General features: G+C 71.2%; 24 protein-coding genes. 13 read left to right on the plus strand and 11 right to left on the minus strand.

Annotated elements, in window-relative coordinates; genetic code table 11:
• Window positions 1–156: 156 nt before the first annotated feature.
• Complete coding sequence (locus MMF94_RS12725) at window positions 157–2,463, minus strand: UvrD-helicase domain-containing protein (protein ID WP_241036580.1); 2,307 nt, start codon at window positions 2,461–2,463, stop codon at window positions 157–159.
• Window positions 2,464–2,513: 50 nt separating this feature from the next.
• Between MMF94_RS12725 and MMF94_RS12730 the strand changes: the two genes are divergently transcribed.
• The gene (locus MMF94_RS12730) at window positions 2,514–2,915 is read left to right on the plus strand and encodes a Rossmann-fold NAD(P)-binding domain-containing protein (protein ID WP_241036581.1); all 402 of its coding nucleotides are present in this window, start codon (window positions 2,514–2,516) and stop codon (window positions 2,913–2,915) included.
• 56 nt (window positions 2,916–2,971) lie between these two features.
• On the opposite strand, the gene pcaD is transcribed toward MMF94_RS12730, so the two are convergent.
• From pcaD to MMF94_RS12745, 3 genes are read right to left on the minus strand one after another with little or no spacing between them, the layout of a single operon-like run.
• Complete coding sequence (pcaD, locus tag MMF94_RS12735) at window positions 2,972–3,748, minus strand: 3-oxoadipate enol-lactonase (RefSeq protein WP_241036582.1); 777 nt, start codon at window positions 3,746–3,748, stop codon at window positions 2,972–2,974.
• Complete coding sequence (locus MMF94_RS12740) at window positions 3,745–4,545, minus strand: CoA-transferase subunit beta (protein WP_241036583.1); 801 nt, start codon at window positions 4,543–4,545, stop codon at window positions 3,745–3,747. Before MMF94_RS12740 ends, pcaD begins: the two co-directional genes overlap by 4 nt.
• The gene (locus MMF94_RS12745) at window positions 4,542–5,348 is read right to left on the minus strand and encodes a CoA transferase subunit A (RefSeq protein ID WP_241036584.1); all 807 of its coding nucleotides are present in this window, start codon (window positions 5,346–5,348) and stop codon (window positions 4,542–4,544) included. Before MMF94_RS12745 ends, MMF94_RS12740 begins: the two co-directional genes overlap by 4 nt.
• A 146-nt stretch (window positions 5,349–5,494) precedes the next feature.
• Here MMF94_RS12745 and MMF94_RS12750 point away from each other — a divergent pair, with 146 nt between their 5' ends.
• From MMF94_RS12750 to MMF94_RS12760, 3 genes are all read left to right on the plus strand, one after another.
• Complete coding sequence (locus MMF94_RS12750) at window positions 5,495–5,866, plus strand: BlaI/MecI/CopY family transcriptional regulator (RefSeq protein ID WP_241036585.1); 372 nt, start codon at window positions 5,495–5,497, stop codon at window positions 5,864–5,866.
• Entirely contained in the window at window positions 5,863–6,825 is a 963-nt protein-coding gene (locus MMF94_RS12755) for a M56 family metallopeptidase (protein WP_241036586.1), read from the plus strand. Before MMF94_RS12750 ends, MMF94_RS12755 begins: the two co-directional genes overlap by 4 nt.
• A gap of 74 nt (window positions 6,826–6,899) precedes the next feature.
• Window positions 6,900–7,763, plus strand: a complete 864-nt coding sequence (locus MMF94_RS12760; protein ID WP_338104200.1) for an aldo/keto reductase — start codon at window positions 6,900–6,902, stop codon at window positions 7,761–7,763.
• A 189-nt stretch (window positions 7,764–7,952) separates the two neighbouring features.
• Here the strand turns inward: MMF94_RS12760 and MMF94_RS12765 are convergent, their stop codons facing one another.
• On the minus strand, window positions 7,953–9,446 hold the full coding sequence (locus MMF94_RS12765) for an SDR family oxidoreductase (RefSeq protein ID WP_241036587.1): 1,494 nt from the start codon (window positions 9,444–9,446) through the stop codon (window positions 7,953–7,955).
• 127 nt (window positions 9,447–9,573) lie between these two features.
• Here MMF94_RS12765 and MMF94_RS12770 point away from each other — a divergent pair, with 127 nt between their 5' ends.
• The 3 genes from MMF94_RS12770 to MMF94_RS12780 all read left to right on the plus strand — a co-directional run bounded on the left by MMF94_RS12770 (window position 9,574) and on the right by MMF94_RS12780 (window position 13,979).
• Complete coding sequence (locus tag MMF94_RS12770) at window positions 9,574–11,730, plus strand: hypothetical protein (RefSeq protein ID WP_241036588.1); 2,157 nt, start codon at window positions 9,574–9,576, stop codon at window positions 11,728–11,730.
• Between the two features lie 165 nt (window positions 11,731–11,895).
• Window positions 11,896–12,255 (plus strand): hypothetical protein, encoded by a 360-nt coding sequence (locus MMF94_RS12775; protein ID WP_241036589.1) that lies wholly within the window; start codon window positions 11,896–11,898, stop codon window positions 12,253–12,255.
• Between the two features lie 338 nt (window positions 12,256–12,593).
• Window positions 12,594–13,979 (plus strand): MFS transporter, encoded by a 1,386-nt coding sequence (locus MMF94_RS12780; protein WP_241036590.1) that lies wholly within the window; start codon window positions 12,594–12,596, stop codon window positions 13,977–13,979.
• A 243-nt stretch (window positions 13,980–14,222) separates the two neighbouring features.
• On the opposite strand, the gene MMF94_RS12785 is transcribed toward MMF94_RS12780, so the two are convergent.
• Window positions 14,223–15,548 carry an amidohydrolase family protein gene (locus MMF94_RS12785; protein ID WP_241036591.1) on the minus strand — a complete coding sequence of 442 codons (1,326 nt, stop codon included), beginning with the start codon at window positions 15,546–15,548 and terminating at the stop codon, window positions 14,223–14,225.
• Entirely contained in the window at window positions 15,545–16,132 is a 588-nt protein-coding gene (locus MMF94_RS12790; RefSeq protein WP_241036775.1) for an NYN domain-containing protein, read from the minus strand. Before MMF94_RS12790 ends, MMF94_RS12785 begins: the two co-directional genes overlap by 4 nt.
• A 258-nt stretch (window positions 16,133–16,390) precedes the next feature.
• Between MMF94_RS12790 and paaI the strand changes: the two genes are divergently transcribed.
• Window positions 16,391–16,774 (plus strand): hydroxyphenylacetyl-CoA thioesterase PaaI, encoded by a 384-nt coding sequence (paaI, locus tag MMF94_RS12795; RefSeq protein ID WP_241036776.1) that lies wholly within the window; start codon window positions 16,391–16,393, stop codon window positions 16,772–16,774.
• A gap of 12 nt (window positions 16,775–16,786) precedes the next feature.
• Here paaI and MMF94_RS12800 read toward each other — a convergent pair whose 3' ends face one another.
• The 4 genes from MMF94_RS12800 to MMF94_RS12815 all read right to left on the minus strand — a co-directional run bounded on the left by MMF94_RS12800 (window position 16,787) and on the right by MMF94_RS12815 (window position 20,588).
• On the minus strand, window positions 16,787–17,950 hold the full coding sequence (locus tag MMF94_RS12800) for a nitric oxide synthase oxygenase (RefSeq protein ID WP_379660333.1): 1,164 nt from the start codon (window positions 17,948–17,950) through the stop codon (window positions 16,787–16,789).
• A gap of 63 nt (window positions 17,951–18,013) precedes the next feature.
• Window positions 18,014–18,763: a tRNA (guanosine(46)-N7)-methyltransferase TrmB gene (gene trmB / locus MMF94_RS12805; protein ID WP_379660332.1), complete on the minus strand. Its 750-nt coding sequence runs from the start codon at window positions 18,761–18,763 to the stop codon at window positions 18,014–18,016.
• Window positions 18,756–19,823, minus strand: a complete 1,068-nt coding sequence (locus tag MMF94_RS12810; RefSeq protein WP_241036593.1) for a glycosyltransferase family 2 protein — start codon at window positions 19,821–19,823, stop codon at window positions 18,756–18,758. Before MMF94_RS12810 ends, trmB begins: the two co-directional genes overlap by 8 nt.
• Window positions 19,824–19,859: 36 nt before the next feature.
• Window positions 19,860–20,588 (minus strand): glycosyltransferase family 2 protein, encoded by a 729-nt coding sequence (locus MMF94_RS12815; RefSeq protein ID WP_241036594.1) that lies wholly within the window; start codon window positions 20,586–20,588, stop codon window positions 19,860–19,862.
• 314 nt (window positions 20,589–20,902) lie between these two features.
• On the opposite strand from MMF94_RS12815, the gene MMF94_RS12820 reads away from it, so the two are divergent.
• The 5 genes from MMF94_RS12820 to MMF94_RS12840 all read left to right on the plus strand — a co-directional run bounded on the left by MMF94_RS12820 (window position 20,903) and on the right by MMF94_RS12840 (window position 26,974).
• Window positions 20,903–22,807: a DUF2339 domain-containing protein gene (locus MMF94_RS12820; protein ID WP_241036595.1), complete on the plus strand. Its 1,905-nt coding sequence runs from the start codon at window positions 20,903–20,905 to the stop codon at window positions 22,805–22,807.
• A 76-nt stretch (window positions 22,808–22,883) separates the two neighbouring features.
• Window positions 22,884–23,675: a hypothetical protein gene (locus tag MMF94_RS12825; protein ID WP_241036596.1), complete on the plus strand. Its 792-nt coding sequence runs from the start codon at window positions 22,884–22,886 to the stop codon at window positions 23,673–23,675.
• Entirely contained in the window at window positions 23,668–24,006 is a 339-nt protein-coding gene (locus MMF94_RS12830) for a hypothetical protein (RefSeq protein ID WP_241036597.1), read from the plus strand. Before MMF94_RS12825 ends, MMF94_RS12830 begins: the two co-directional genes overlap by 8 nt.
• A 44-nt stretch (window positions 24,007–24,050) precedes the next feature.
• Window positions 24,051–25,562 carry a TldD/PmbA family protein gene (locus MMF94_RS12835; RefSeq protein ID WP_241036598.1) on the plus strand — a complete coding sequence of 504 codons (1,512 nt, stop codon included), beginning with the start codon at window positions 24,051–24,053 and terminating at the stop codon, window positions 25,560–25,562.
• Entirely contained in the window at window positions 25,559–26,974 is a 1,416-nt protein-coding gene (locus tag MMF94_RS12840; RefSeq protein WP_241036599.1) for a metallopeptidase TldD-related protein, read from the plus strand. Before MMF94_RS12835 ends, MMF94_RS12840 begins: the two co-directional genes overlap by 4 nt.
• The last annotated feature ends 15 nt before the right edge of the window (window positions 26,975–26,989 follow it).

The raw sequence follows: 26,989 nt of genomic DNA on the forward strand, positions 1-26,989 counted from the left end.
CTTTCGCTGAGATTGCCTGGAGTGCAGGTGGTGAGACTTCGACCGCGAGTGCACCGGGTTCGTTTCCTGTGGCTGATTATCGGAAGGGGTCGGAATCCGCTCTCCCGCGGCGGAATCCGGCCCCTTTCGCGTATCAGCGCCGGGCCTCACAACCGATCAGACGTGCAACAGCCCCAGCCGTCGGGTGGCGCGGGTGATGGAGACGTACAGGTCGGCGGGGTTCTGCGCACGGATCCGTTCCGGATCGACGATGACGACGACGTCGAACTCGAGGCCTTTCGCCGACACCGGTGTGTGCACGATGGCCTGCGTGTCGCCGAGGTCGGGGAGGCATGCGAGATCTGGGGCGATCACCGCCAGGGTTCCTCGACCCAGCTTCGCGGCCTCCTCCTCGACGGCCGCACGTACCTCGGCGGCGAGGTCGGCGGCCGGCACGGTGCGCTGCCACGGCTTCTCACCCGTCGACCGAACCGATTCGGGCGCCCTGCGTTCAGGGGCGAACTCCGCCAGCACGCTGGCTGCCATTTCCATGATCTCGGACGGGGTCCGGTAGTTGACCGTGAGCGTCCGGTAGGCCCACCGGGAGTCGAGGTGCGCACTGAGCACATCGGCCCAGGCCTGCGCTCCCGCCGGGGCGCTGCGCTGTGCGAGGTCGCCGACCGCGGTGACCGAACGGGACGGGCATCGGCGCAGCAGTACGTGCCAGTCCATGGCGGAGAGCTCTTGCGCCTCGTCCACGACGATGTGCCCGAACCGCCAGTCGCGGTCACCCGCTGCCCGCTCGGCGACGCTCATGAGGTGCTCCGGCACATGACGGGCAGCGAGCACGTCCGCGGTGACGAAGTCGGTGGGGCGCAGCTCGTCGGGGTCCTCTCCGGCGAGCTGGCGGTCGGCCGACTCGATGATGGTCAGCACCTCAGCGGCGTATGCGCTGTCCGGTTCGCCCTGCTGTGCCTGCGGTTCCTGCGATGGTCCGAGCAGCTCGGCCAGCTCGTCGAGCAGTGGGGCGTCCGCCACGGTCCAGCCGCCGCTTTCGCGGTACAGCGCAGAGACGTCGATGTCTCCACCGGCGGCGGCGAGCCGTTCCCGTGACGCGTAGAGGTCGGCGAGTACCTGCTCCGGCGTCAGCGCCGGCCAGAGCCGTTCGACCGCGGCATGGAAGTCGAGGTGCGAGCGCAGGTCGTCGCGTAGCTCCTGGCGCAACTCGGCCGTCAACTGCGCCGCACTGGCCGGCGCGAGCTCCGGGAGATCGCCGAGCTCACGCAGGATCTCGGCGAGCTCCGGTGGGTCCTGGAGGTCCTGGTTCAGACGCTCGACGCCCTGCTGGACGAGCAGGCTGCCGAGCGTGTCGCGGAACGTCGCCCGTGCCGCGTTGTGCGGCAGCCCGGTTGCGCGAGCGCGCGCCCGCGCCTCTGCCGCCGTCGCATCGTCGATCTCGACGGTGACGTCCTCGAGATCGATCGCGATCGGCGCTCCGGGTAGTTCCTGTCTGTCGGCGGCGGCGCGGCGCATCACGTCCACCATCACGAGGTCGCCTTTGAGGCGAGCCACGCCGTCCGGATCGACGGCGGTCGCCACGACACCGTGGCGCAGTCGGCCGGGCGTCGTGAAGACGACCGCGGACTCGCCCAGCGCCGGCAGCACACCCCCGACGTAACGGATGAACCCTGCGCTCGGGCCGACCACCAGTACGCCGCTGCGTGCGAGCCGATCGCGGTGCGTGTAGAGCAGGTAGGCGGCCCTGTGCAGCGCGACCGCGGTCTTCCCGGTTCCCGGTCCGCCCTCGATGACGACGGTGCCGGAGAGCGGCAGCCGGATGATCGCGTCCTGCTCGGCCTGGATCGTGGTCACGATGTCGCGCATCGTCGAACCGCGAGGCGCCTTCAGCGCGGCGAGCAGTGCCGGATCGGAAGCGGACCCCGAATCGGTTTCAGCTGCCGCGCCACCGTCCAGCACGTCGTCGTGGAAATCCACGACACGCTCGCGCGGCGCCGTGCCGGCGAGCTGGAAATGGCGCCGCCTGGTCACGCCGAGCGGCGTGGCCAATGTGGCGCAGTAGAACGGCTGCGCGGCGGGGGCGCGCCAGTCGATGAGCGCGCTTTCACCGTCGCTCGGGTCGGTGAGTCCTATCCGGCCGATGTAACTCGTCGTCCCTTCGGTGTGGTCGAGCCGGCCGAAGCACAATCCGGAACGGGCGGCGGTCAGCGTGGTCACTCGCTCCGACCACCGATGCACGGAGACGTCCCGCTCCCAGCGGGCGCTGAACTCGTCGCCCGTCGGCGCGGCGAGCATGCCTTTCGCCTGAGCGCCGGCCGCTTCGAGCTCGACGGACAGCAGCGCATGCAGCGCGCGAAGTCGGGCGGTCTCTGCCTCGAGCTCACGTTCGAAAGGGGGTCTTCCCACGGCTTCCCCGCCCATGATAGTATTAACTTGCAAAGGACCGTTCTCATTCTCGAATGGCACCCTTCAGGTTAACCTTTTCGCACGTTTCCGTGCAAAGTCAGGTCGAGTGAATGGTTCGTCCTGGCGTGGCCAAGGGCTACTTCGCCGCCAGGGCGTCGACGACATTCGCGAGGGACGTCCTCGGCAACGCAGGCACCGTGGCGGAGGTGGCCTCACGGCGCGCGTCCGAGCGCACACTGTCGTACCTGCTGATCCGCTCACTCACCGAGTCTCTTGCGCGGTCCGACAACGCTCGCGTGATCACCGTGTCGTCCGTGCTGCACCGCGGTGGCCGGTTCGACTGGGCGGACCCCCAGCGCGCGCACCGCTACAGCAAGCTCAGCGCGTTTGCACAGTCGCAGCTCGCGCTCACGATCTTCACGACGTCGCTGTCCGAATCCGTCACCGCGGTCAGCGTTGACCCTGGCCCTACCGATCCGCAGATCCTGCGGGTGCGTGCACTGGAGTCATGAGCGTCGGTCCCGGATCCCGCGCGGCCACACCGAGCCGAATGTCGCTACAGGTCCGCTCAGCGGCCGGCGGCGTGCTCCGCGATCAGCGGTGTGGCTTCGTCGGCCCGCTCGATGGTCGCGAGGTGTGCAGCCTCCAGCACTTCCAGCCGCGCGCCGGGGATGCCGTCGACGATCGTGCGGGCGTGCGGTTCGACAGGGGTGGACAGGTCGGCGGAGCCGGCGATCACCAGCGTGGGCACGGAGATCGCGGGGAGCCTGTCGCGGTGGTCCCACACCTCGAGCGCCTGGCAGCTGGCCAGGTAGCCCTCGTCGGACGAGCCCGCGACCATGGCGGCCGCCTCCGCGACGACGTCGGGGTGCTCGGCCGCCCATCCGGGCGTGAACCAGCGGGAGACCACGGTCTCGGCGATCGGAGCCGTGCCCCCGTCGGCGACCGCCTTGATCCGGTCGGCCCACACCGTCGTGTCCGGGAAGTTCGACGACGTGCAGCACAGGGTGAGGCTGGTGAGCCGCTGCGGCGCCTCGGAGCCGAGGTGCATCCCGACCATGCCGCCCATCGACAGACCGCACCACGCCACCTGCTCGAGGCCCAGGTCGTCGAGCAGGGCGATCACGTCGCCTGCGAGGTCGGCGATCCGGTAGGGCCCGGGGGGCACCGGCGAGCCGCCGTGGCCCCGGTGGTCGATGCGGATCACGCGGAACCGCTCCGTCAGCGGCCCGACCTGGGGACGCCACATCTCCAGTGTCGAGCCGAGCGACCCCGACAGCACGATGACCGGCGCGTCGCGCGGCCCTTCGTCGACGTGGTGCAGCCGTACCGGACTCTCCGTCATGACTCTCCCGATCCCACCGTGCGCAACGAGCGCAACGTCTCCAATTCGGTGTCGCTGGGCGGCGCCGTGATCATCAGGTCCGCCGAGACCTGTAGTGGCCAACCCGTCTCCGACCGCACCTGCTCGACGGTGATGCCGTGATGAAGCGCCGAGAGCACCAGCTCGGCTGTGTCCGGGTCGGGTTCGAGGACGCCGAGGTCGGTGATCACCCGGACCGGCCCCGCTCCGCGCAGTCCCAGGATCTGGCGGTCGAGCGGGCCACTCCCGTGCCCCACGGAGGTCACGAAGTCCACCTGCTCGACGAACGCGCGCAGGCGGTGGCGCATCACGACGATCACCTCGCGGCACGACGCCGCGATCTCGGGCGCGCCACCCGATCCGGGCAGCCGCACGTCCGGCTCGTCGTACTCGCCGATCACCGTGGTGTTGATGTTGCCGAAGCGGTCGAGCTGGGCGCCGGAGAGGAACCCGACGTCGATCCGCCCGGGCTGCAGCCAGTAGTTGAAGATCTCGGGCACGCTGACGACGGACAGGGCCGACTCGGCGAGGATGCCGTCGCCGATCGAGAGCGGCAGCTCGTCGGGCCGGGTGTCGAGGGTGCCCGACTCGTAGATCAGCACGAGGTTGGGTGCGTGCAGGCGGCGCGCCAGGTTGGCCGCCGTGGACGGCAGGCCGATCCCCACGAAGCACGCCTGTCCGTCTCGCAGGGACCGGGCGGCCGCGATGCTCATCATCTCGTCGGCAGACCACATGGCGGTGGCGTTCGGCTCCGTCATCCGGTCGGTCGTGCCGGTCATGCCGCCTCCTCGAGCGTGCGCAGCCAGCGGGTGAACGCCTCGCGATCGCGACTGATCGCGTCCCAGTTGCGGTAGGCGGCGTTGTCACGGTCGTAGTAGCCGTGCGCGTACGACGGCGCGGCGCCTCGGGGCGCCACCGCCACCGCATCGAGCACCCAGTTGGGGAGGATCACCGCCCCGGGAACCGGCGTCAGCTCGTCGACGATCTCCTCGACGGTGGCCAGGGAGCGCTTCGCGGCGAGCACCGCCTCCTTCTGCACCCCGGTGATGCCCCACAGCTGGACGTTGCCTGCCTGGTCGGCGCGCTGGGCGTGCACCACCGTGACGTCCGGGTTGAGCGCGGCGACGGCGGCGAGACGCTCGCCCGTGAAGGGGCACTCGACAGTGGAGATGGTGTCGGTGTGGGTGGGCAGGTCGGTGCCGGCGTAGCCACGCAGCACGGCGAACGGCAGACCCGATGCGCCGGCGACGTAGCGGTTGGCCATCCCGGCGTGGCTGTGCTCCTCGAGCTGAAGAGGCGCGGGCCAACCGGTGGCGAGGGCGTCGCGCATCCTGTGCAACGAGCCGACGCCGGGGTTGCCGCCCCAGGAGAACACGAGCTTGGCCGCGCAGCCTGCGCCGATGAGCTGGTCGTAGATCAGGTCCGGAGTCATCCGGACGAGCGTGAGGTCTCGGCGTCCTTGCCGGATGATCTCGTGTCCGGCGGCGAACGGGATGAGATGTGTGAAGCCCTCGAGCGCGACGGTGTCCCCGTCGTGCACAAGTTCGGACACAGCCTGCGGCAATGACACGATCTTGGCCACGGGGAAACGCTAGTGCGCACAGCCGGGCCCGGCAATCGAAGAGCGGGTGGCCGGCGTCCCCCCGTCGGGTGGCCGGGCGCGCGGCGTTCCGCCGGGGGCCGCAACGGGCTTCGGGACCCTTATGCTGCTGCTCGGGGGGAGGACACGTGCGAGGTCTCGGTGAGCTCGAAGCTGCGGTCATGGACGTCCTCTGGTCGTCGCCCGAATCGCACCGGGTACGTGACGTCCTCGAGGAGCTGGCCCCGCAGCGCAAGCTCGCCTACACCACCGTGATGACCGTGTTGGACAACCTGCACCGCAAGGGTTGGGTCCAGCGTGAGATGGACGGTCGCGCCTACCGCTACCGGCCCAGTGCCACCCGCGAGGAGGTCACCGCCCGCGCGCTGCGCGATCTGCTGGATGCCTCCAGTGACGTCGAGACGGTGTTGCTGCATTTCGCGCGTTCGGTATCCGAGAGGGAGTCCGCGGTCCTGCGCGACGCGCTCGGCGAGGCGCCCGACGGCGCTGACGGGCGATGACGATAGCCCTCGCGCTGCTGCTCGGTTCCGCGATCGTCGCACTGACCGCACCGGTGCTGCTGCGTCATCTCGGTGCCAGAGCGGTTGACCCGGTTGCCCTCATCGTCTGCTGGGTGCTCGCGGTGCTCGGCGTGTCGATCACCGTGTGCGTCGGCCTGGCGATCATGGCGATGCCGGGGTACGCGGCCGACACCCCGTTCGTGTACCTCGTGGGGCGGCGCTGGTGGTCGGCCGTGCAGGACGCCCCCCACTTCGCTGCCTACAACGCCGCGGCGTGGGCCGCCGTCGTGGTTCTGGCTGCCGCCGGGCTGCGGCTCACCTGGGTGGCGGTCCGGCACGGCCGGGCACGGCGCGCCCTGGTGCGCGACCGGCTCGACGTGCTGCGCATGGTCGGCACCACCGTTCCCTGTCGCGAGGGTGGTCCGCCGACGCTGTGGGTGCGTTCGGAGCGTGGGCTCGCATTCAGCCTGGCCGGCAGGCCGGGCACGATCGTGGTCACCGACGGGTTGCGCAGGCAGCTCTCGCCCGACGGCATCGCTGCCGTCCTCGCCCATGAACGGGCCCACCTCCGCGGGCGGCACCACATGATCACCGCGTGGGCCGAGGTGGTCTCCGTCGCGTTCCCGTTCGTCGTACTGTTCCAGGCCGCCTCGCCGGCACTCCGCGAGCAGGTCGAGATCGCTGCCGACATCGCTGCCGCACGCTCCTCGGGACGTGAGGCGCTGCGCGCCGCGCTGCTGGACGTCACCGGTTCCGGGGCGCCGGAGGTCGCGCTCGCGATGGCCCGCGACGCGGTCGCCCTCCGGCTGCGCTACCTGGCCGTCGTCGCCGAACCGCCGTCCCTCCTCGGCACGCTCTCGCGCTGCGGGACGCTCGGCGTGCTGTTCGCCGTCACTCCGCTGCTGGCAGCCGCGGTGCTGCTGCGGGTTACGTCCGCCCTGGCCACCGCATTGCCGTGAGATCCCGGTGACATCGGGCGAGGCGCCGGTCACGAACTGCGGCGCCCGGTTCGTCACGGTGCAATCGTGACGGCGTGGTTACTCTTCATGACATCGGTCCCGAGATCAGTACGCGCTTCATGCTGCCGACCGGGCCGGTGGAGCGCCTCGGCTACGGCACCATGAGCCTCACCGGCCCCGGTGTCTGGGGGCCTCCGGCCGACCCGGACGCCGCCATCGCCGTGCTCCGCAGAGCGGCCGAGCTCGGCGTCGATTTCTTCGACTCCGCCGACTCCTACGGCCCCGAGGTCACCGATGACCTCCTGCGCCGTGCGCTGCATCCCTACGAGGGCATCACGGTCGCCACGAAGGCCGGCTTCCTGCGGACCGGCCCGAGCAAGTGGCACCCTTGCGGCCGCCCGGAGTACCTGCGCCAGCAGTGCGAACTGAGTCTGCGCAGGCTCGGCGTCGAGCGGATCGACCTCTTCCAGCTGCACCGGATCGACCCGTGGGTGCCCGCCGATGAGCAGTTCGGCGTGCTCGCCGACCTGCAGGCGGAGGGCAAGATCGCCGCGGTGGGGCTGTCCGCGGTCGACGTCGACCAGATCGAACGCGCCACCGCCGTGGTGGATGTGGCGACCGTGCAGAACCACTACAACCTGCTCGACCGCTCGAGCGACGCCGTTCTGCGGTACTGCACCGAGCTCGGCATCGGCTTCATCCCGTACGGCCCGATCAGCAAGGGCGAACTGGCCGCGCCCGACAGCCCGGTCACCGAGATCGCCCGCCGCCTCGGCGCCACCGCGTCGCAGGTGTCGCTGGCGTGGCTGCTGCAGCGCTCGTCGGTGATGCTCCCGATCCCCGGCACGAGCAGCGCGGCGCACCTGGAGGAGAACATCGGGGCGCGAAGCCTGCAGCTCGACCAGGAGTCGGTCCAGAAGCTGGACGACGCCGCCTGACACCCGACCCCCCGAGTCGCCCGGAACCTCCGCGCGAGTTGCCCAGCGTTGTGCCCGGGTCCTTCCGACAGGACCCCCGCGAGTCGCTCGAAAACCGGCCGCGAGTCGCTCGAAAACCGCCGGTGAGCCGCCCGAAAGCGGGACGAGCCCTAGGCCTGATCCGGCCTCATGTGCGTGCCGATCGATCCGCTACGCGATGTCGGCCGCCTCGTCGTGCCTGCGTTGCCGCCCGAGGCGCTCGGCGGTGCGGGTGATGTTGCGGACCATGCCGCCGAACACGATGCCGTGGAACGGCGCCACCGACCACCAGTAGAGGTGACCGGTCAACCCACGCGGGATGAACACCGCCCGCTGCTCGTAGGAGGAGCCGCCCGGCACCGGACACACGACCATCTCGAGCCACGCGCGGCCCGGCACCTTCATCTCGGCACGCAGCCGCAGCATCCGGCCGTCGGCGCCGTCGCGGAGCTGCTCGACCCGCCACCAGTCCAGGGCGTCGCCGGTCTGCAGACGGTCGGGATCACGCCTGCCGCGGCGGAGCCCGACGCCGCCGACGATGCGGTCCATCCACCCCCGCACGGCCCAGGCCAGCGGGAACGAGTACCAGCCACGCTCACCGCCGATACCGGTGACCACCTCCCACAGTGCGTCGGGATCGGCGGTGCCGGTGTGCTCGCGCTCGTCGAGATAGACGGTGCCGCCGGACCACCGAGGATCGGTCGGCAGCGGGTCCGACGGGATGTCGGCCACCGCCGCACCAGACCACCTGGTCTCGACGTCTCCACCGGAGATCTTCGCCAGTGCCAGCTGGACGGCCCGGTCGTAGCCGGTGCGGCCCTCCGGCGGGTCGGGCACGTACTCGCGGATGTCCTGCTCGGAGCACACCACCTCGTGCACGAGCGACTCGATGAGCGGCCCCGCGATGCTCTTCGGCACCGGTGTCACGACGTTCACCCAGTGCGCCGAGAGGTGTGGCGTCAGCACCGGCACGGGGACGATGCGCCGCGACGGCAGGCCGGCCACCGCGGCGTAGCGCTGCATCATGTCGAGGTAGGTGAGCACCTCCGGGCCGCCGATGTCGAAGGTCCGGTTGACCTCCGGCGGGAGCGTGGCCGCTCCGATGAGGTAGCGCAGCACGTCCCGCACCGCGACGGGCTGGATCCGGTTGTGCACCCAGCGCGGCGTCACCATCACCGGCAGGCGCTCGGTCAGGTAGCGCAGCATCTCGAAGCTCGCAGAACCCGATCCGAGGATCACCGCAGCCTGCAGCACCGCGGTCGGTAGGCCGCTGCGCAGGAGGATCTCGCCCACCTCGGCGCGCGACGCGAGGTGCTCGGACAGCGGGCCGTCGGGATGCAGCCCGCCGAGGTAGACGATCCGGCGTACGCCCGCGTCTCTCGCGGCCTGTGCGGTGATGAGAGCGGCGCGGCGGTCGGTGGCGGCGAACTCTCGGTCCGAGAGCGAGTGCACCAGGTAGTAGAGGACGTCCACCCCCTCGCACGCTGCGCGGATGCTCACGGGATCCAGTAGGTCCCCGCTCACGATCTCGGCGCGCTGTGCCCACGGCACGTCCCGCAGCTTCTCCGGATCGCGCACCAGGCACCGCACGGGGCCGGCATCGACCAACCGTGCGGCGAGCCGGCCGCCGATGTACCCGGTGGCCCCGGTGACGAGGTAGCGCATCACCCGATGCTCCCGGCCCTCCCCGAGTCCCGCGACTCGACCAGTCGCCGTTTCTGGTCCTCCCGCTCGTTCACTCCATCGTGATAGACATCCCCGCGAATCCGACGATCATGGGGAGGCCGCCGCGGTGGTAGAGGATGCGGCGGCCTTGCTCGTCGATGCGCTGGCAGCCGGACGTGAGCTCGACCTCGCCGGAGCGGCCCTGCCGGCAACGACCCTGGCGGCCGTGCTCACGGACACGCCACCACCGGGAGCCCCGGCGTTGCGGCTGCGGCGGGCCAACATCACCGGCCTCCTGCGGCTCACCGGCGCCGAGGTCACGATGCCCGTCGAGCTGCGTGGGTGCGTGTTCGCCCAGACCCCCGACCTTCGGATGGCGCACTTCGCCGGCCTCGCGCTGACGGGGTGCCGGCTTCCCGGGCTCCGGGCGGGCAACGTGCGAGTGGCCGCCGACCTGCTGCTCGACGACGGGTTCACCGCGGCCGCACCGGTGCATCTCACCGACGCACAGATCGGCGGGTCGCTCCGGTTGTCGGCAGGCCGGCTGCGAGGCGCCGGAGGCCGTGCGCTGATCGCCGACCGGATCGTGGTCGAGGGCACCTTCTACGCGCGGCGGCTGCGCAGCAGCGGCGAGCTTCGGCTGCCCGGAGCAAGGATCACCGGCAACCTCGACTTCGGCGGCGCCGACCTCAGCAGCCCCACCGGCGACGCGTTGGACGCCACCGGCATCACGGTGGGCGGAAGTCTCCTCGCCGGTCGTCACAACGCCGGGCCGGATGTGGCGTTCTGCACGTCGGGCAGGGTCCTGCTGCCGGGGTCACGGGTGGGCGGTGACCTGGTGTTGTCCGGCGCGCGGATCGAGCGGAGCGCCGCCGCCGCGGCCGCCGATCTGGAGCCGGCGCCGGGGGAGAGCCGGATGCCGGTCGTCCCCGGCGGAATCGTCGACGGCGCGGCCTGCCTGGTGGCCGACCGCATCCGGGTGGAGGGGAACCTCGAGCTCGACGACGGGAGCCGCACCGACGGCACGGTGCGGCTGCCCAACGCCGTCGTCGGGGGATACCTGCGGCTCTCGGGTGCGCGGCTGTCCGGGCCGGCGGGCGCGTCGGAGTTCGGGATCGCGTTGCTGGGCGACGGGATGGACGTCGGCGGTGACCTCGAGGGACGCGACAACGGACGCGGTGCACTCATCTGCGCCGGGCAGCTGCGCCTGGTGGACGCCCATGTGCGGGGAAGCGCGAGCCTGTCCGGGATCGAGCTGGCCGCACCGGGCGGGTACGCGCTGCTCGCCGATCGACTGCGGATCGGCGGCGAGCTCTACATGCGCCGGCTGCACTGCGCGGGCACCGTCCGGCTGCAGAACGCCGAGATCGGAGCCACGCTCGACTGCACGGCAGCGCGGCTCGAGAAGCCCCGGCTGCGGCCCGACGGCACCGCACGTCCGTCCCTCGACGCCCGTGCCGCGACCGTCGGCAAGGACATGGTCTGTTCCGAGGGATTCCTGGCCGAGGGTGGCGTTCGGCTGCGGGGCACGGAAGTGGGCAAGTCGGTGCAGTTCGTCGGCGCCACCTTGGGCACTCTGCCGTCCACCGTCATTCCCTACGCCCTCAACGCCTACGGGCTGGTGACCGGCGAGCTCATCGTCCGGCCGGCTGCGGCGCCCAGCGGAAGAGTGCGCCTGACCCAGGCTCAGGTCGGCAGCTTCGCCGATTCCGCTCCGTTATGGGCGGCCGCTGGTGGTATCGATCTGGACGACTTCGATTACCAGAAAATGAATGACACACGTGTGATTGACATCCGTATGCGGCTACGCTGGCTCAAACAGGTGATTCCCGATTACGCTCCGGGACCGTACGAGCAGTTGGCGGCCGCGTACCGCCGCGCAGGCGAGGAGCAGCTCTCTGTGCGGGTGCTCGTGGAAGGGCAGACCCGACGTTCCGCGGAGTTAGGCCTCGCCGCGCGCATCTGGTACGCACTCCTGCGATGGACGGTCGGATTCGGCTATCAGCCCTGGTTAGCGGTCTGGTGGCTCGTCCTGTTCGCCGTTCTCGGCGGCACGTGGTTCGCGATGTACCCGCCGCCGCCGGTCGACGACGGACAAAACCCCGTTTTCAATCCCTGGCTCTTCGCCGCCGACACGCTCCTCCCTGTCGTGAACCTCGGACAGGACGGGTACTGGCGGTTGGACGGCGCATCCCAGTGGATAGCGAGTTCATTGGTGGCCGCGGGGTGGATCCTCGCCACAACGGCTGCAGCGGGCGCAGCACGAATACTCAAGCGAGTGTGAGTAGGGGCAAAGACCACCCGAACGAGCGGAACCGGGCCGCAGAGCTGTAACGGTCGCTCCCGACCCGTTTCCACGGCCGAGTGTCCCCGTTGTGGGTGTTAGTACGCCGAAAGCCGCAGCAAGGCCGCACCATGGTGGCGCACAGGATCATGACGGAGGTGACGCGTGTCCCCAGCGACCCGCTACTCGACGACCGACGACGACTGGAGCCCGGCGACGGGTAGGCATGCCTTCGACGAGGACGCGGAGCTGACGCCGATCTTCCATGCGCTCACGCGTGGCGGCTGGCGAGCCCGCCAGCACGAGCCGGCCGCTCCGACCCCGCCACCCCGTGTCCCCGATCCTGTCGAAGCTTTCCGCCGGGATCCGTTGACCGCGCCGATCCCCGTCGTGAAGGACGTCGCTCCCGCGATCCCGGCCTCGCGGGTCGGCCCGGGGGCACATTCGGTGCCGGCGGCGCGTCACGAACTGACCGACGAGGGTCGGCACCACCGCAGGCGCAAGGCGATCAGCTCGCACTGGTGAGATCTGTGCGCCTCAGGCGCATGGACCAGCGGCCGCTGGGGAGTGGCCGTGCACGACGGCAGTAACTGCACTACTGCCTCTGACGAGGGCCGGGGTCACGTTGGGACCTCGGCACCGGGATCCCGGCCCTCAGCAGCACCCGCGATTGCGCATGTCGCCTCGTGAACCCGGGGACGTGACCCGCCTTCTCGCTCGATGACACAATGCGCTGTGGGACGGGCGACATTCGGCGCCGCCCTTGGTGGGCAGATCATTCATCACGGGTAGCGAAGCCATCTTCGAGGTTTGGCGGTCTCACGATCCAGTACTGACATCTCATTACACGATGAGAGGTGGCGATGGATCGCCACACGACTCCTGGCACCCGCGCCGTCCGGAAAGACGCGGCCGTCGGGTTCGCGGCGATCTGCTTCGCCTATTTCGCGATCATCCTCGACGGCAGCATCCTCAACGTCGCCATCCCGTCGATCCGGGACAGCCTGAACGGCTCCATGGCCGAGGCCCAGTGGGTGCTCAACGGCTACACGCTCGCCCTTGCCGCGCTGCTCCTGACCGGGGGCGTGATGGGCGACAGGATCGGCCTGCGCCGCAGCCTGCTGTGGGGAACCGGGGTGTTCACGCTGGCCTCGGCCGCCTGCGCCGTGGCCCCGACCGTCGAGTTGCTCATCGTGGCTCGCGTCGTACAGGGCGTCGGCGCCGCGGCTTTGCTGCCCGCCACCCTGGCGCTGGTCCCCCACCTGTTCACGGAGCCCACCGAACGAGCGCGCGCCACGATCATCTGGGTCGCCACCGGCGCGATCGCCGTGGCCGTGGGTCCGCTGGTAGGGGGGCTGCTGATCGACGCACTCGGTTGGCGAAGCGTGTTCCTGATCAACCTTCCGGTCGGCATCGTCAGCATGGCGCTCGTGCTGTGGCGCGTAACCGCTCCACCGCCGCACGTGAGCAGGATCGATCACGCCGGTCAGCTTGCGGCCGGGACCGCGCTGGCTCTGCTGACGGGCGGACTGATCCTCGGCGGATCGGCCGGATGGTCCTCACCGGCGACGATCGGCCTGCTGCTGGGCGGGATCGCAGCCGGCGCGGGATTCTGGGTGGTCGAATGTCGCTCGACCCACCCGATGCTTCCGCCTGCGTTCGTCAAGAACCAGATCCGCTCCACGGCCTTGGCCAGCGCCGCGCTGATGGGCTTCCTCTTCTACGGAACGTTGTTCGTCATGTCGCTCTACTTCCAGGACGTTCGCCACTGGCCTGCAGGCCAGGCGGGTGTGGCGCTGATCCCGCTGACGGTGGGCACGTGCATCGGGCCGCTGATCCTGTACCGGCCGCTGGCCGACCGGTTCGGTCACCGGGTGATGCTCCTCGCCGGTTTCTGCTGCTGCCTGCTGGGCGTACTGGCACTCGGCAGGGCACAGCCGGGCACCTCCTACCCGACCCTGGCCGTCGGCCTGTTCCTGGTCGGTATCGCGAGCACGATCTCCTTCTCCGCCCTGACCTCGCTGCTGCTCTCGAACATTGCCGACCACCAGAGCGGTCTCGCCTCCGGTGCCCAGAACACCACTCGTCAGACGGGAGCCCTCATCGCGGTGTCGATCCTCGGTTCCGTCCTGAACGCACCGGACATGGCGGCTCGCGTCTGGCCGGCGTTCGCCGTACTGGCCGGAGCGAACCTCGTCGCCATCCTGATGAGCGCGGCCGCCCTTCGCGCACGGCAGCCTGCCGGATGAACGCCCGGACGCCGGTCCGAGCCGGGACCGGCACGCGATTCGCCGTCCGATGCCGGCGAGTCGTCCCGCCTTCACGGCGAGTCGCCCCAGGGGGCTCGCCGCGGCGCTGTGGAGAGTCTCGGGGCCTGTTTGTCCTGACGACAGCCCCGAGCGCGAGAGTTGTCCACAAGGAAGACCAGTTATCCACAGCTAGCCGTCGGTCCTCTGGCTGTGCCTTCACACCCGGGCGCGCGGGTCTGCCGGTCAGGCGTGCAGGCGGGCTGCCACGCTGCGCAGTTCGGCGGTGGCAGTGGCTCGGTCCACGCGCGTCGGCTCCTGGTCGGCGAGCACCTGCTCCCCCGCAACCCAGACATCCCGCACGAGTCGGGAGCCTCCGGCCCACACCAGGTTCGACAGCAGCTGGGCGTCGTCCTCGGGGGTGACGAACGTGGAGTCGCTGAGATCGACGTGAACAAGGTCGGCCCATCGGCCCGGTTCCAGCGCGCCGAGGTCGTCTCGCCCGATCGCGGCCGCGCCGTCCCGCGTGGCCATCAGCAGCAGCTCAGCTGCGGTGAGCGCTGCCGCGTCGCCGCTGCTGACGCGGGCGAGCAGTCCGGCGAGCCGGGCCTCGGCCCACAGGTCGAGATCGTCGCCGGAAGCCGGCCCGTCGGTGCCGAGCCCCACGCGGATGCCCGAGCGCCGCAGCAACGACACGCGCGCGATCCCAGCCGCGAGCTTGGCGTTGGAGCCGGGGCAGTGGGCCACGGCCGCGCCGCGAGCGGCCAACAGCTCGACGTCCTGGTCGGAGAGTTGCACGGCGTGGGCGGCCAGCACCCGGCCGCCGAGCATGCCGACCTGGTCGAGCAGCGCGGGCACCGAGCCGTACGCCTCGCGCTGGGCGAGGTCCTCCTCGGCGGCCTCCGCCACGTGGATGTGCACGAGCGCTCCACGCTCTCGCGCATGCTCACCCACCGACTCCAGCGCCTCGGGCGGCAGGGTGTAGGCGGCGTGTGGTCCGTAGCCGAGCTCGATGCGCTCACCGGGGCCCGACCGCAACCCGTCGGCGTCGATCCGCGCCGACACCTCGTCGCGCATCTCCTGCCACGAACCGAGCCGGTCCCAGCCGGGCGCGGCGATGATGCCGGGGGTGAGGACGACGCGGGATCCGACCGTGGTGACGGCGTCGATCACCGCGTCGGTGAAGAAGTACATCTCGACGCTGGTGGTGCAGCCGGTGCGGAGCAGCTCGACGCAGCCCGCAGTCATCCCCACCCGCACGTCGGACGCCTCGAGCTTGCCCTCGGCCGGCCACATCACCTCCTGCAACCAGCGCATCAGCGGCAGGTCGCCACCCATCCCCCGCAGTAGCGACATCGGGGTGTGGGCGTGGGTGTTGACGAGCCCGGGGAGGAGCGCGCCGGGCAGGGCGCGGACCGGTGCGTCGGTGGGCGGCGCCGATGACCGCGGCCCGACGTGGGTGATCCGCCCGGTGTCGTCGACGTCGACGACACCGTCCCGCAGCACGGTGCAGGCAGGGTCGCAGGGCAGTACGACCGGCGCGGTGAGCCGTGTCGCGAGTGCCGTGGTCATCGTCGCGCCTCCAGCAGCGAACGCAGTGAGCGGAACGGCGGCAGCCAAGCACCGCCCTCCGGCAGGGAGTCGAGCGTGATGCGTGGCAAGGGCTCGCGGAACACGCCCTCGATGTCTTCCAGGTCGATGAACTCGATGACTTCCGAGGTGAGTGCGAAGCTCGCGTGCTCCCGGAACCCGATGACAGTGACGCTGGTGCCGTGCTTCTCGAGATCCTCGAGCGGCTCCCGGAACGCCCGTCCGTCACCGGACGCCACGACGACGTGGCGGAGCGCGCCCTCCTCGGCCCGCAGCCGGATGTGGGCGAGCATGTCCTCGTCGACGTCGGAGTCCTCGGTGACCTTCGGCTTTGCGAACACGGCGAAGCCCACGTTGCGCAATGCCTCGACCCACGGCCGGACGACCTCAGTGCTCCCCGGTACCACGTTGGTGAAGACGGTGGCTTCAGCGATCGCGTCCGGCCCGGCCAGATCCAGCAGCCAGCGGCCCACCGCGTCGAAGCGCGGTCTGAAGGTCGCCGTCGGTCGCGCGCCGAGCAACGAGCCGAGGCTCATATCCATGTTGGGCGCGTCCCAGACCAGCATCACGCGCGGGGCCGTACCCATGGGGATGGCCGCGGTCACGGACGTCGGGCCGGGGAGCAGTGCGGGGTCATGACCCGACCCTAGCCCTGTGTGAGCGATAGCATTCGCGGCGATGGACGACAGCCGGGACGCTCTGATCCTGCGACGTGGCGCCCACCGGCGACGCCGACTTGTCCGGGTCGCGGCTCCGCTCACCGGCGGTTCGTCACGGTGACAGACAACACATCCGAGGCCGTCGCTGCCCGCGCCGCCGAGGCGATGTTTCGGGCCGACGCGGCCGGGCGTGAGGCCGGAATCAGCCTGCTCGACGTGGGGCCAGGCCGGGCCGTGGTCGGCATGACGGTGCAGGCTCGCCACGTGAACGGCCACGGCATCTGCCACGGCGGATACCTCTTCCTGCTCGCCGACGCAGCCCTCGCCTACGCGTCGAACAGCTATGGCGTCTCGGCCGTCGCCTCGGGTGCCGATATCGCGTTCCTGCGCCCGGTGTCCCTCGGCGCTGAGCTCGTGGCCGAGGCGATGGAACGGGCGCGCACCGGCCGGTCCGGCCTCTACGACGTCACCGTACGTAATGGCGACCAGGCGGTGGCGGAGTTCCGTGGACGCACCCGTCAGGTGCCGGGTCTGCCCCCGCCGAGCTGAGCCGCGCGGGTTTCAGGGCTGGAGGAAGGCCGGGCGAGTGGCGGGGTCGGGCTCGTCGTAGTAGCGGTGGTAGACGGGGGTGAGCCCGCCCGAGACGGGCGGCACGATCCAGCTCCAGTCGGCAGGGCAACGTCGCCCGGCGCTCTCCTCGCGGGCCAGGTGGGTGAGGAAGCGTCGCGACTCGGAGTGGTGGTCGGCCATCGTCACCCCGGCCACGTCGAAGGAATGCTGCACCGCCCGCACCATCTCGACCAGCGCGCGGTCGCGCCACAGGGTGCGTTCGGAGCTGGTGTCCAGGCCGAGGCGTTCCGCGATGACGGGCAGCAGGTTGTAGCGGTCGGCGTCGACGAGGTTGCGGGCGCCGATCTCGGTGCCGAGGTACCAGCCGTTGAACGGAGCGGCCGGGTAGGTCACGCCGCCGATGTCGAGCGGCATGTTGCTGATCGCGGGCACCGCGTGCCAGCGCAGCCGCAGGTCGGCCAGCCACTCGTGGTCGGGGTGGCTGAGCGGCACCTCGAGCACGGCGTCGGCCGGGAGGTCGAAGATCTCCGGCTCGGCGTCGCCGTCCGAGATGACCAGCGGCAGCACGTCGAATCGCCCGGGTGGCTCCGGACGCTCCCATCCCAGAGCGACCGCGCGGTCGGTGAAGTCGGCGTACCGACCGTCGCCGCGGACCTCCCCGCTGGGTAGGCGGTGGCCGGCGTAGCGCACGAGCTGGTCGTTGTGGATGCGCGGTCCGGGCTGGTCCGGCCGGTCGGGGGCGAAGACGGTGATCGTGGAACGGATCCGGCCGCCACGGGTGGCCTCGTGCAGGTGCTCGACGCACTGCGCGGCGACGTCGGCCGGTTTGGTGACGTCCCGCCGGTCACGAACGCGCAGGCTGTTCCAGTACAGGCGGCCGATGCAGCGCGCCGAGTTGCGCCAGGCCACGCGTGCGCCGAACGTCAACTCCTCGACGGTGTGGGTGTAGCTGCCGGTCGTCTCGATCTCGTGGCGGATCTGCCACAGCCGGTGATCGAATCTGGTGGTGGGCGAGGTCTCGGCATAGAACTGGTCGAGGAACTCCTGCGCCTCCGCGAGGTCCACGGAACGCCTCGCCGGTCCGGGGTTGGCGCGGGAGCTCTGGGGCTCGCGGGGAGCAGGAACAGCAGCGTTCGTTGCAACGAGCGATGACACTCGGCGTCTGGCCTTTCACTCGCCCGACACCCCTGGGGAGCGGGGTGCGTCCTTCCTACCTGGTCACGCTCTGTGGCCAGAGGGTGGCTCGGTGGAGACGCGACGGTACACGAGGTCGTGAACGGCGCGACCTTCGTGAACGGCGCGTTGCTCGAATTTCGTGACGGGTCGCCATTCCGGTCGCGGTGTCCATCCGTCGGGCTCCCCGGCCGCGGTGTTCTCGAGGAGGGGCTCGGCGTCGCAGACCTGGCGCATCTGGACGGCGTAGTCGTCCCAGTCGGTGGCCATGTGCAGCGTGCCGCCCGGCTCGAGCCGCGATGCCGCCAGAGCGGCGAAGTCCGGTTGCACGAGCCGCCGCTTGCGGTGCCTGCGCTTGGGCCACGGATCCGGGAAGAAGACCCGGATCGCGATCAGCGAGGCAGGCGGCACGCACTGGCGCAGCAGCGCAACGGCGTCCCCGCGCAGCAGAGCGACGTTCGTCAGATCGGCCTCGGCGAGCCGCATCAGCAGCTGGGCGAGGCCGGGCTCGAACACCTCGACCGCGATGTGGTCGACGTCCGGAGCGGCCGCGGCGAGCGCCGCCGTCGACTCCCCCATTCCGGACCCGATCTCCAGCACCAGCGGGGCGGTCCGGCCGAACCAGGCAGGCGGATCGAACGGCTCGGTCCCGCTCAGCAGATCCGCGACGTCCCGGCCGCGGATGTGCCACCACCGCTCCCAGGCGTGCTGCTGACCTTCGGTGAGGCGGCTGCGGTGGTGGACGAAGCTGTGGATCGGCGGGTGCTGCACCCCGGCGGTCCCGACCTCAGCCACCCGCGTTCGGGTGGGTGGCGGGCGCAACCGCTCCGTCGCCCTGCGCGGCGGGCAGCCGCACTCCGTCGGTGGCGCCGGGCAGCTTGCCGCGCATGTAGCCGGCGCCGGTCCAGGCGAGCGCGGCGACGACGGCCGCGGCCGACGTGATGTTCCGCTGCCGTAGCTCCCGCAACACGGCCCCTGGCAGCACCTTGGCGACGTAGCTGCGCTCGGTGGAGAGAGCGTCGTCGCTGCCCACGAGCTTGGAGACGGCCGCCTTGGACAGGCCCTCGGCCCAGCTGCGCCTGCGCAGGTAGGCCCACTCGACGCGGTCCTCGCTCACCCGGTGGTCGACGATCGCGCGCGGCTCGAAGACGATCCGGATCTTCTCGCCTGCCCGCTGGTAGGCCTGCCGGGCACGGATGCAGAGCTCGGTCTCCTCGCAGCCGAGCGGGTTCTTGCCGATCCGCCCGATGTCCTCCGCGAATCCCCCGACGCGCTCGAACACCTCCCGGCGGAACGACATGTTGCAGCCCATCAGGTTGCGCACCTCGGCCTGCTCGGTGGGCTGGCCGGTGTAGGTGCAGCCGACGATCCAGTCGAGCTCGCCGGTCGCGTCGCCGTTCCACGGCTCGGCACCGGGAAGGACGGTCGGACGTGCAGTGCGGACGAAGGCTCGCCCAGCCGGCCAGCGTGGGTGCGCGACCCCGCCCACCGCGACGACCGTGGGGTCGCTGTAGGGCGCCAGCAGCGCGGCGAGCCACCCCGGCCTGGCTGCGGCGTCATCGTCGAGGAAGACGATCACGCTGCCGGTGGCCTCGGCGATCGCCGTGTTGCGGGCGCCGGACAGGCCCTGCTTGTGCGCGTTCGGCAGGACCCGTACCCCGCGAGGGGCGAAGGCCTCCTGAGCCCGCGACAGGAGCGCAGCGTTGTGGTCGACGATCACCATTGTCTCGACCGCGCTGATCTCTGCGCTGACCTCCTGCGCAGCGACCGACTCGACAGCGGCGACGATGTCGTCCCAGCGCTTCTCGGTGTAGACGCAGATCACGACGGATGCCGTGACGGCGGTCGTACTCACGGGGCGGTCTCCTTCACGAATGGTGACCGCTCGTGTCTAGCGGCGGTCGAACTTGCGTCGGTCGGCACGCCGGTGCTCGGCCAGCAGCGTACGCAACACCCGGGTGCCATCGGCCCACGTGCGGAGGTTGGTCTCGCCGAACATCCGCTGCCGCTCGATCGACGGCACCTCGGTGATCTTCAGCCCGGCTGCGGCGATCCGGCAGTTGAGCACCGTCTCGATCTCGAAACCGTCGCCCCACAGCATTCCGTCCGGCGGCGGCGGAGCGTCCACCGGGGGGAGCTCGAGGACCGGCAGCAGGTCGGCCCAGAAGGCGTTGTAGCCGTAGCAGAGGTCCGTGTACGTCGTGCCGAACAGCGCGTTCGCCACCCCGTTGAGCCCGGCGTTCCCGGTCTTGCGCAGCAGGGTGATGTCGTCGCTGCCGCCGCCGGAGGTGAACCGGCTGCCCTTGGCGAAGTCGGCGCCCGCGACCAGGGCCGAGACGAAGGCGGGGATCTCGGCGGGATCGGCGGAGCCGTCGGCGTCGAACATCACGATGATGTCGCCGGTGGCCGCCTTGAACCCGCAGGCCATCGCGTTGCCCTTGCCCTTGCGGGTCTGCGTGATCGTGCGGACCGAGGGCAGCACGCGCTTGGCGGCCTCGATGGAGCCGTCGGTGGAGTTGCCGTCGACGACGATGATCTCGTGGACCGCAGGGCGGACCGCGGCGATCACCGGCAGGATGATCTCCAGGTTGCGTGCCTCGTTGCGCGTCGGCACCACCACGGAGACGGACGGGAACCGCGAGCGGTTGGGTTGAGGACGAGGCCGGGGTCGGCGCAGCGCTCGCGGCCGACGAGCCGTCTCGTGGAGTGGCGTATGCGGCGCCGCCCCAGCGGGGACGGCTGGGCGGGCAGGTGAAACGGCGCTCACACAACCTCCAGACAAGTCCGCTCGATCCGGTTAACGAGACCGGGCCGAGTGGGTTGCGGGTGATCGGACACGAACCCCCCGGATGGGGGAACGTGATGAACTTGTGACCGGAACCAGGTAGTGATACGGACCCCGTTACTCACGGTGGACCCCCATCCTTTCTCGGCATGAGCACCGAAACCAGGGATCCCTACATCGCTCTGTCGAGGGAACTTGCCTGGTTGGGACGCAGGATCGACGGGATCGGCGCGGAGCTGCTGCAGCTGCGCGCTGCTGCCGCTCCGGTCGGTTCCGGAGCGGCGCCGGCCGTGGAGGCGCCACAATCGTCACGATCAGGAGACGTGCGTTCGGTGGAGCAGGTTGCGTCGAATGTCGATCCTGTCACTCCTGCGAGATCGGATTCGCCCGACAGCAGCGTCGTTCCGTCGCTCTGCGAGGCTGGTCAGACGGCATCTCCCGCCTCTTTCCCCCAGCCGGTCGCGCCGCCCCGGTTGCGGTCACCGATCTCCGGGGCGCGGTTGCTCGCCTGGGTCGGCAGCGGCGTCACCCTGCTCGGGATCGTCATGCTGCTCGTGCTGGCCGCGTCCCGCGGCTGGTTCTCACCGGCCGCGCGGGTGAGCGCAGGCGCGGTGCTCGGCGTGGCGCTGGTCGCCATCGCGCTGCGGCTGCACCGCCGGGAGAGCGCCCGAACGGGTTCCCTCGCGCTGGCGGCGACGGGCTTCGCGACGCTCTACCTCGTGGTCGCCGCGGCGACGGCGCTCTACGGCTACCTCCCGGATGTGCCGGCGCTGCTGGTCGAGCTGATGGTGGCCGCCGCAGGACTCGGCCTTGCCGACCGGTGGCGGTCACAGCTGCTCGCCGGCGGGGTGGTGGTGGGGGCAGCCCTGCTGGCGCCGGTGATCGTCACGGACTGGCTTCTGGTGGCACTCGTGCTGGCCCTGCAACTGACCGCGCTGCCGATCGTGGTGCGCAGGCAGTGGCCCGTGCTCATGATCGTTGCGGCTGCCGGGCCGGTGCTCTTCGGATCGGGGGTGGGCGCCCTCGTCGCCGTGAACGGGGAGGACGCCGCCACGATCGCGGTCGTACTCGCCTGCCTGGCCGTCGGCCTCGGCACCGCGGTTCCCGCCGCGCAGCGGCTCCCGCGCGAGCCGGTTGCCGGTCTGGTCGCAGCCACGCCTGTTCCCGTGCTCGCCACGGGAGTCGCTCTCGGCGACTGGGGCGGCGCCGCGGTCGCGGCCGTGGCCGCGCTGGCGCTCGCCGGGTTCGCCGCGGTGCCCGGACTGGACCGGCTCTTGCGGACGGTGGCGGTCACCGCGGCGACCGTCGCTCTCTTCCAGGCGACGCTGGTGGCGATGGAGGGGGCCGCTGCCACCACGGCGCTGCTCGGCCAGGCCGTGGTGGCGGCCGTGGTGGCCACCGTGCTGCGCACGCGGACGCCATTGATCATCGCGATGGCCTACGGGACGGTCGGGGCGCTGATGGCGCTTGCACAGGACGCTCCCCTCGTAGCGCTCGTGCGGTTCCCGGCATCCCCGTACGACGAGGCGGGCACGAGCTCTCTCCTCGTCGGCGCCGGGGTCTCGGCCCTCGTGCTGGTGCTCGCGGTGGCGCTGCTCGTGGCGGGCGGAAGGGTCGGCCTGATCCGGCCTGATCGGGAGTCGGCGCCGATGTGGGTGCCGATCGGGATCGTCGGCCTGTACGGCGCGACGTCGCTGGTGGTCACCGTCGCGCTGCTGGTGTCCTACGACCGGACCGGGTTCACCGCCGGCCACGCCGTCGTCACGGTGTCCTGGACGGTCGCCGCACTCGTGCTGCTGGCCCGCGGGATCAGCCGGTCGGCGCTGCGGATCACCGGGCTCGTGCTGGTCGTCGCGGCGGTCGCGAAGCTGGTGCTGTTCGACCTCGTGGCGCTCGACGGGCTGGCGAGGGTGGCTGCGTTCCTCGGCGCGGGTCTCGTGCTGCTGGCGGCGGGCACCCGCTACGCCAGGCTCGTGGCGGAGGCCGGGGCCGACCGGCGACCGGAGCAAGAAGACGATCAGCCGGTCGGGGACGTCCCGGCGGACCCACGCTGACGTCCGCCCGTTCGCGATCGCACACCGCTGGGCCCGTTCCGGCCCGCCGCAAGGGAGGCGCTGCGACCCTGGCGAAATGCCCGATCGGTACGTCGATGCCGTCCGCGCCCGCCGCGCCGAGCTGCGCGCTGAGCGGAACCTGCTCACCGGTGACCACCGCGCCGAGCTCCGCAGTTGCCTCGCGTTGAGCCGGATCGCCGCATCCACCCGGTCCGGAGAGGCGTTCGCCTGCCTCGCACGCGAGGCGGCCGATCACGTCGAGGCCGCCGACCGCACGGCGAGGCAACGGCTCCCCGCGCTCCTCGCCACGGCCGTCCACACGCTCGCGATGGAAGTCCACGGCGGGTGGGCGAACGCTCTGCGTCCCGCGCTGCGCCGGATCGCGGCAGAGCGCGATCTCACGGTGGATCTGCAGTGGCCCCGGCTGCCGGCACCGCTGCTCCCGGTCGTGCCGACGGTGGCCTCGATGGCGGCCCCTCCTCGGTCGCTGCTCGCAGGTGCGGCCGCCGGGGCGGCGGTCTGGCGGCTCGCCCTGTTCCCCCTGGCCGTGTTGCCGCTGCTCGGGTTGCCCGTCCTGGCCGGGCCGGCGCTCGCCGCGCTCGCGATCGCCGCGGGAGTGGCAGCCGTGGTGGCCACGGCCCGGGCCCGGCGCGCGGCCGCAGAACGTGCCCGGTTGCGCCGTCACATCGATCAGTCGCTCGCCTCGGCGGCCCTCGCGGTCGACGCCGACCTCGGACGGCGGCTCGTCGAGCTCGAGCGTGCCGTCGTACCTGTTCTCGACGCCGCGGTGCTCCGTCGCCGCGCAGCGGTCGACGCCGAGCTGGCCCTGCTGGCTCCCGCGCCCGCCGGGGAGGGCTCCCGTGGCTGAGAACCCGATGCCCCGGCCCCGTCATCCCGCCCTCGTGCCCGACGACGACCCTGTCGACGCCGTCGGCGGCCCTGCTCTCTCCACCGGGGGCTTCGACGTCTCCTCCGGGATCGACACCGACGGCGACAGCCGTGCCGACACGGTGGCCACCAGCGACGGTGTCGATCTCGTCCTGCTCACCGATCTCGATGGCGACGGCTTCGCCGACCAGATCCTCCGGATCGGACCGGGCGCCGTGGTGCGGGAGCAGGCACCGAGCCCGGCGGCGGGCGCGGCCTCCGCCGTCACCGACGGTCTGCGCAACGGCGCCGAGGCGGGGTACGAACCGTGAGGTCGATACGGCGGGCTTCACCGGGGGACAAGTAGGTTGCCGACATGCCCGTTGATCGCATCGACCCGGATTTCCGGGCCCTGCCGCTGGCCGCTCTGGCCGACGCCGCGCTGAGCAGGGGACGTGAGCTGGGTGCGCAGCACACCGACCTGCGGGTCGAGCGGATCGTGTCGCAGTCGATCGACCTGCGCGACGGCACGGTCACCGGCGTCGTCGACAGCACCACCGTGGGGCTCGCGGTGCGCGTCATCGTCGACGGGGTGTGGGGCTTCGCGTCGCACGTCGAGCTCACGCCGGAGCGGGCCGCCGCCACAGCCGAACGCGCGGTGGCCGTGGCACGCACGCTCGCGCCGGTGGCGATCGAGCGGGTCGAGCGCGCCGACGAGCCGGCCTACCCCGACGCCGTCTGGGTGTCGGACTACGCCGTCGACCCGTTCACCGTGCCCACGCGGGAGAAGGTGGAGCTGCTCACCGAGTGGTCGCAGCGGTTGCTCGCCTCCGACGGCGTCGACCACGTGCAGGCCGCGGTCGCACAGGTGCGGGAGAACAAGTTCTACGCCGACACCGCGGGCACCACGACCATCCAGCAACGCGTCCGGATCGGGCCGTCGGTCACGGCCACCGCCGTGGACCGCGCGGCGGGTGGCTTCGAGACGATGAGCGCCCTCGCGCCCCCGGCCGGCCGGGGCTGGGAGTACCTCACCGGCGACGGCTGGGACTGGGACGGCGAGATCGGCCGGATCCCCGAGCTGCTCGCGGAGAAGACCAAGGCGCCGTCGGTGCAGGCAGGCGCCTACGACCTCGTGATCGACCCGACGAACCTGTGGCTCACGATCCACGAGTCCGTCGGGCACGCCACGGAGTACGACAGGGCGATCGGCTACGAGGCCGCCTACGCCGGCACCAGCTTCGCCACTCCCGACCAGCTCGGAAGCCTCCGCTACGGCTCCGAGCACATGCACGTCACGGGCGACCGCACCGTGCCGAACGGCCTGGCCACGATCGGCTTCGACGACGACGGGGTCGCCACCGGCGAGTGGGATCTCGTGCGCGACGGCGTCCTCGTCGGCTACCAGCTCGACCGGACGTTCGCGCCCCGGCTGGGGCTCGCCCGATCGAATGGCTGTGCCTTCGCCGACTCCCCGCACCACGTGCCGATCCAGCGCATGGCCAACGTGTCGCTGCGCCCCGATCCCGCCCGCGACACCACCACCGACGAGCTGATCGCCGGCGTCGACCGCGGCATCTACGTCGTCGGCGACAAGTCCTGGTCGATCGACATGCAGCGGTACAACTTCCAGTTCACCGGCCAGCGCTTCTACCGGATCGAGGGCGGGAAGCTCGCGGGCCAGCTGCGCGACGTCGCCTACCAGGCCACCACCACCGACTTCTGGGGTTCGCTCGACGCGGTTGGCGGCCCTTCCACATGGCTGCTGCACGGCGCGATGAACTGCGGCAAGGCCCAGCCCGGTCAGATCGCGGCGGTCAGCCACGGCTGCCCGTCGGCACGGTTCCGCGGCGTCACCGTGCTCAACACCCAGGAGGAGGGCCAGTGATCCCGACGAGGCCGAGCGGCGCCGCGACATCGGTGCTCGCGCCACAGGAGGTCGTGGAGCGGGCGCTGGCCGCGGGCGCACACCTACCCGGCTGCGCCGTGCTGGTGCAGGAGACGAGCGAGGCGGTGCTGCGCTGGGCCAACTCCACGATGACCACCAACGGGCACACCACGTCGGGCCAGGTCACGGTGATCGCGTTCGTCACGGTCGAGGGCGGCACGGCTGCCGGTGTCGTCAGCTCCAGCGCCGCCGTCACCGATGCCGCGCAGCTCGAGGAGCTGGTGCGCGGGGCGGAGGCCGCTGCCCGCGATGCCGGACCGGCACGCGACGCCATGCCACTCGTCGAGCCGGACGGCCATGATCTCGCCTGGGACGAGCCCGCCACCGAGACGTCGATCGGAGTGTTCGGGTCGTTCGTCGAGGGCCTGTCGGAGGTCCTTGCGGGGCCGCTGCGCCAGTACGGCTTCGCCAGCCACGAGCTCACCACGATCTGGCTCGGAACCTCCACCGGAGTGCGGCGGCGCTGGGTGCAGCCCACCGGTTCGGTCGAGCTCAACGCGAAGACGCCGGACCTCGCAGGGTCGGCCTGGACCGGTGCTTCCACAGCTGACTTCACCGACGTCGACGTGGTGGATCTCGCCGCGGCGGCGGCCCGCCGGCTGGAGTGGGGGAAGCGGCGCGTCACTCTGCCCGCAGGCCGGTACGAGACGCTGCTGCCGCCGTCGGCGGTCTCCGACCTGATGATCTACCTCGCGTGGTCGATGGAGGGGCGCCCCGCGCAGGAGGGCCGCAGCGCCCTCTCCGGTCCGAACGGACCGCGGGTCGGCGAGCGGTTGACCGACTTGCCGCTCACCTTGTTCAGCGACCCGGCGGCGCCGGGGCTGGAGTACGAGCCGTTCCTCACGGCCTCCCGCTCCGGTGAGGGGATCAGCGTCTTCGACAACGGCGCGCCCACCAGGCGCGTGGACTGGGTCGAACGAGGTGCGATCCGCGAACTGGCCTACTCGCGCGCCGAGGCCGCCGAGTTCGGCACGACGTTCACTCCGGCCGGGGGCAACCTGCTGCTCCACGGCGGCTCGGAGGCGTCGATCACGGACATGGTCGGGCGCACCGGGCGGGGCCTGCTGCTCACCTGCCTCTGGTACATCCGCGAGGTCGACCCCACCACACTGCTGCTCACCGGACTCACCCGCGACGGCGTCTACCTGGTGGAGGACGGCGAGGTGGTGGGCGAGGTGGACCACAACTTCCGGTTCAACTACTCGCCGCTCGACGTGCTGCGCCGCACGTCCGAGGTCGGGGCCACAGAGCGCACGCTGCCCCGGGAGTGGAAGGACTGGTTCACCCGTGCGGCGATGCCGCCGGTGCGGGTTCCCGAGTTCAACATGTCCTCTGTCTCGCTGGGCCGGTGAGGGTGCCACCGGACC

The organism is Pseudonocardia alaniniphila (assembly GCF_022524485.1).
GTDB classification, from domain to species: domain Bacteria; phylum Actinomycetota; class Actinomycetes; order Mycobacteriales; family Pseudonocardiaceae; genus Pseudonocardia; species Pseudonocardia alaniniphila.

Excerpts from the sequence above, each read along its gene's own strand:
- MMF94_RS12730 (WP_241036581.1), top strand. The coding sequence starts at position 2,514 with ATGGTTCGTCCTGGCGTGGCCAAGGGCTACTTCGCCGCCAGGGCGTCG.
- pcaD (WP_241036582.1), bottom strand. The coding sequence starts at position 3,748 with ATGACGGAGAGTCCGGTACGGCTGCACCACGTCGACGAAGGGCCGCGC.
- MMF94_RS12740 (WP_241036583.1), bottom strand. The coding sequence starts at position 4,545 with ATGACCGGCACGACCGACCGGATGACGGAGCCGAACGCCACCGCCATG.
- MMF94_RS12755 (WP_241036586.1), top strand. The coding sequence starts at position 5,863 with ATGACGATAGCCCTCGCGCTGCTGCTCGGTTCCGCGATCGTCGCACTG.
- MMF94_RS12765 (WP_241036587.1), bottom strand. The coding sequence starts at position 9,446 with ATGCGCTACCTCGTCACCGGGGCCACCGGGTACATCGGCGGCCGGCTC.
- MMF94_RS12780 (WP_241036590.1), top strand. The coding sequence starts at position 12,594 with ATGGATCGCCACACGACTCCTGGCACCCGCGCCGTCCGGAAAGACGCG.
- MMF94_RS12785 (WP_241036591.1), bottom strand. The coding sequence starts at position 15,548 with ATGACCACGGCACTCGCGACACGGCTCACCGCGCCGGTCGTACTGCCC.
- MMF94_RS12790 (WP_241036775.1), bottom strand. The coding sequence starts at position 16,132 with ATGCTGGTCTGGGACGCGCCCAACATGGATATGAGCCTCGGCTCGTTG.
- paaI (WP_241036776.1), top strand. The coding sequence starts at position 16,391 with ATGTTTCGGGCCGACGCGGCCGGGCGTGAGGCCGGAATCAGCCTGCTC.
- MMF94_RS12820 (WP_241036595.1), top strand. The coding sequence starts at position 20,903 with ATGAGCACCGAAACCAGGGATCCCTACATCGCTCTGTCGAGGGAACTT.
- MMF94_RS12825 (WP_241036596.1), top strand. The coding sequence starts at position 22,884 with ATGCCCGATCGGTACGTCGATGCCGTCCGCGCCCGCCGCGCCGAGCTG.
- MMF94_RS12835 (WP_241036598.1), top strand. The coding sequence starts at position 24,051 with ATGCCCGTTGATCGCATCGACCCGGATTTCCGGGCCCTGCCGCTGGCC.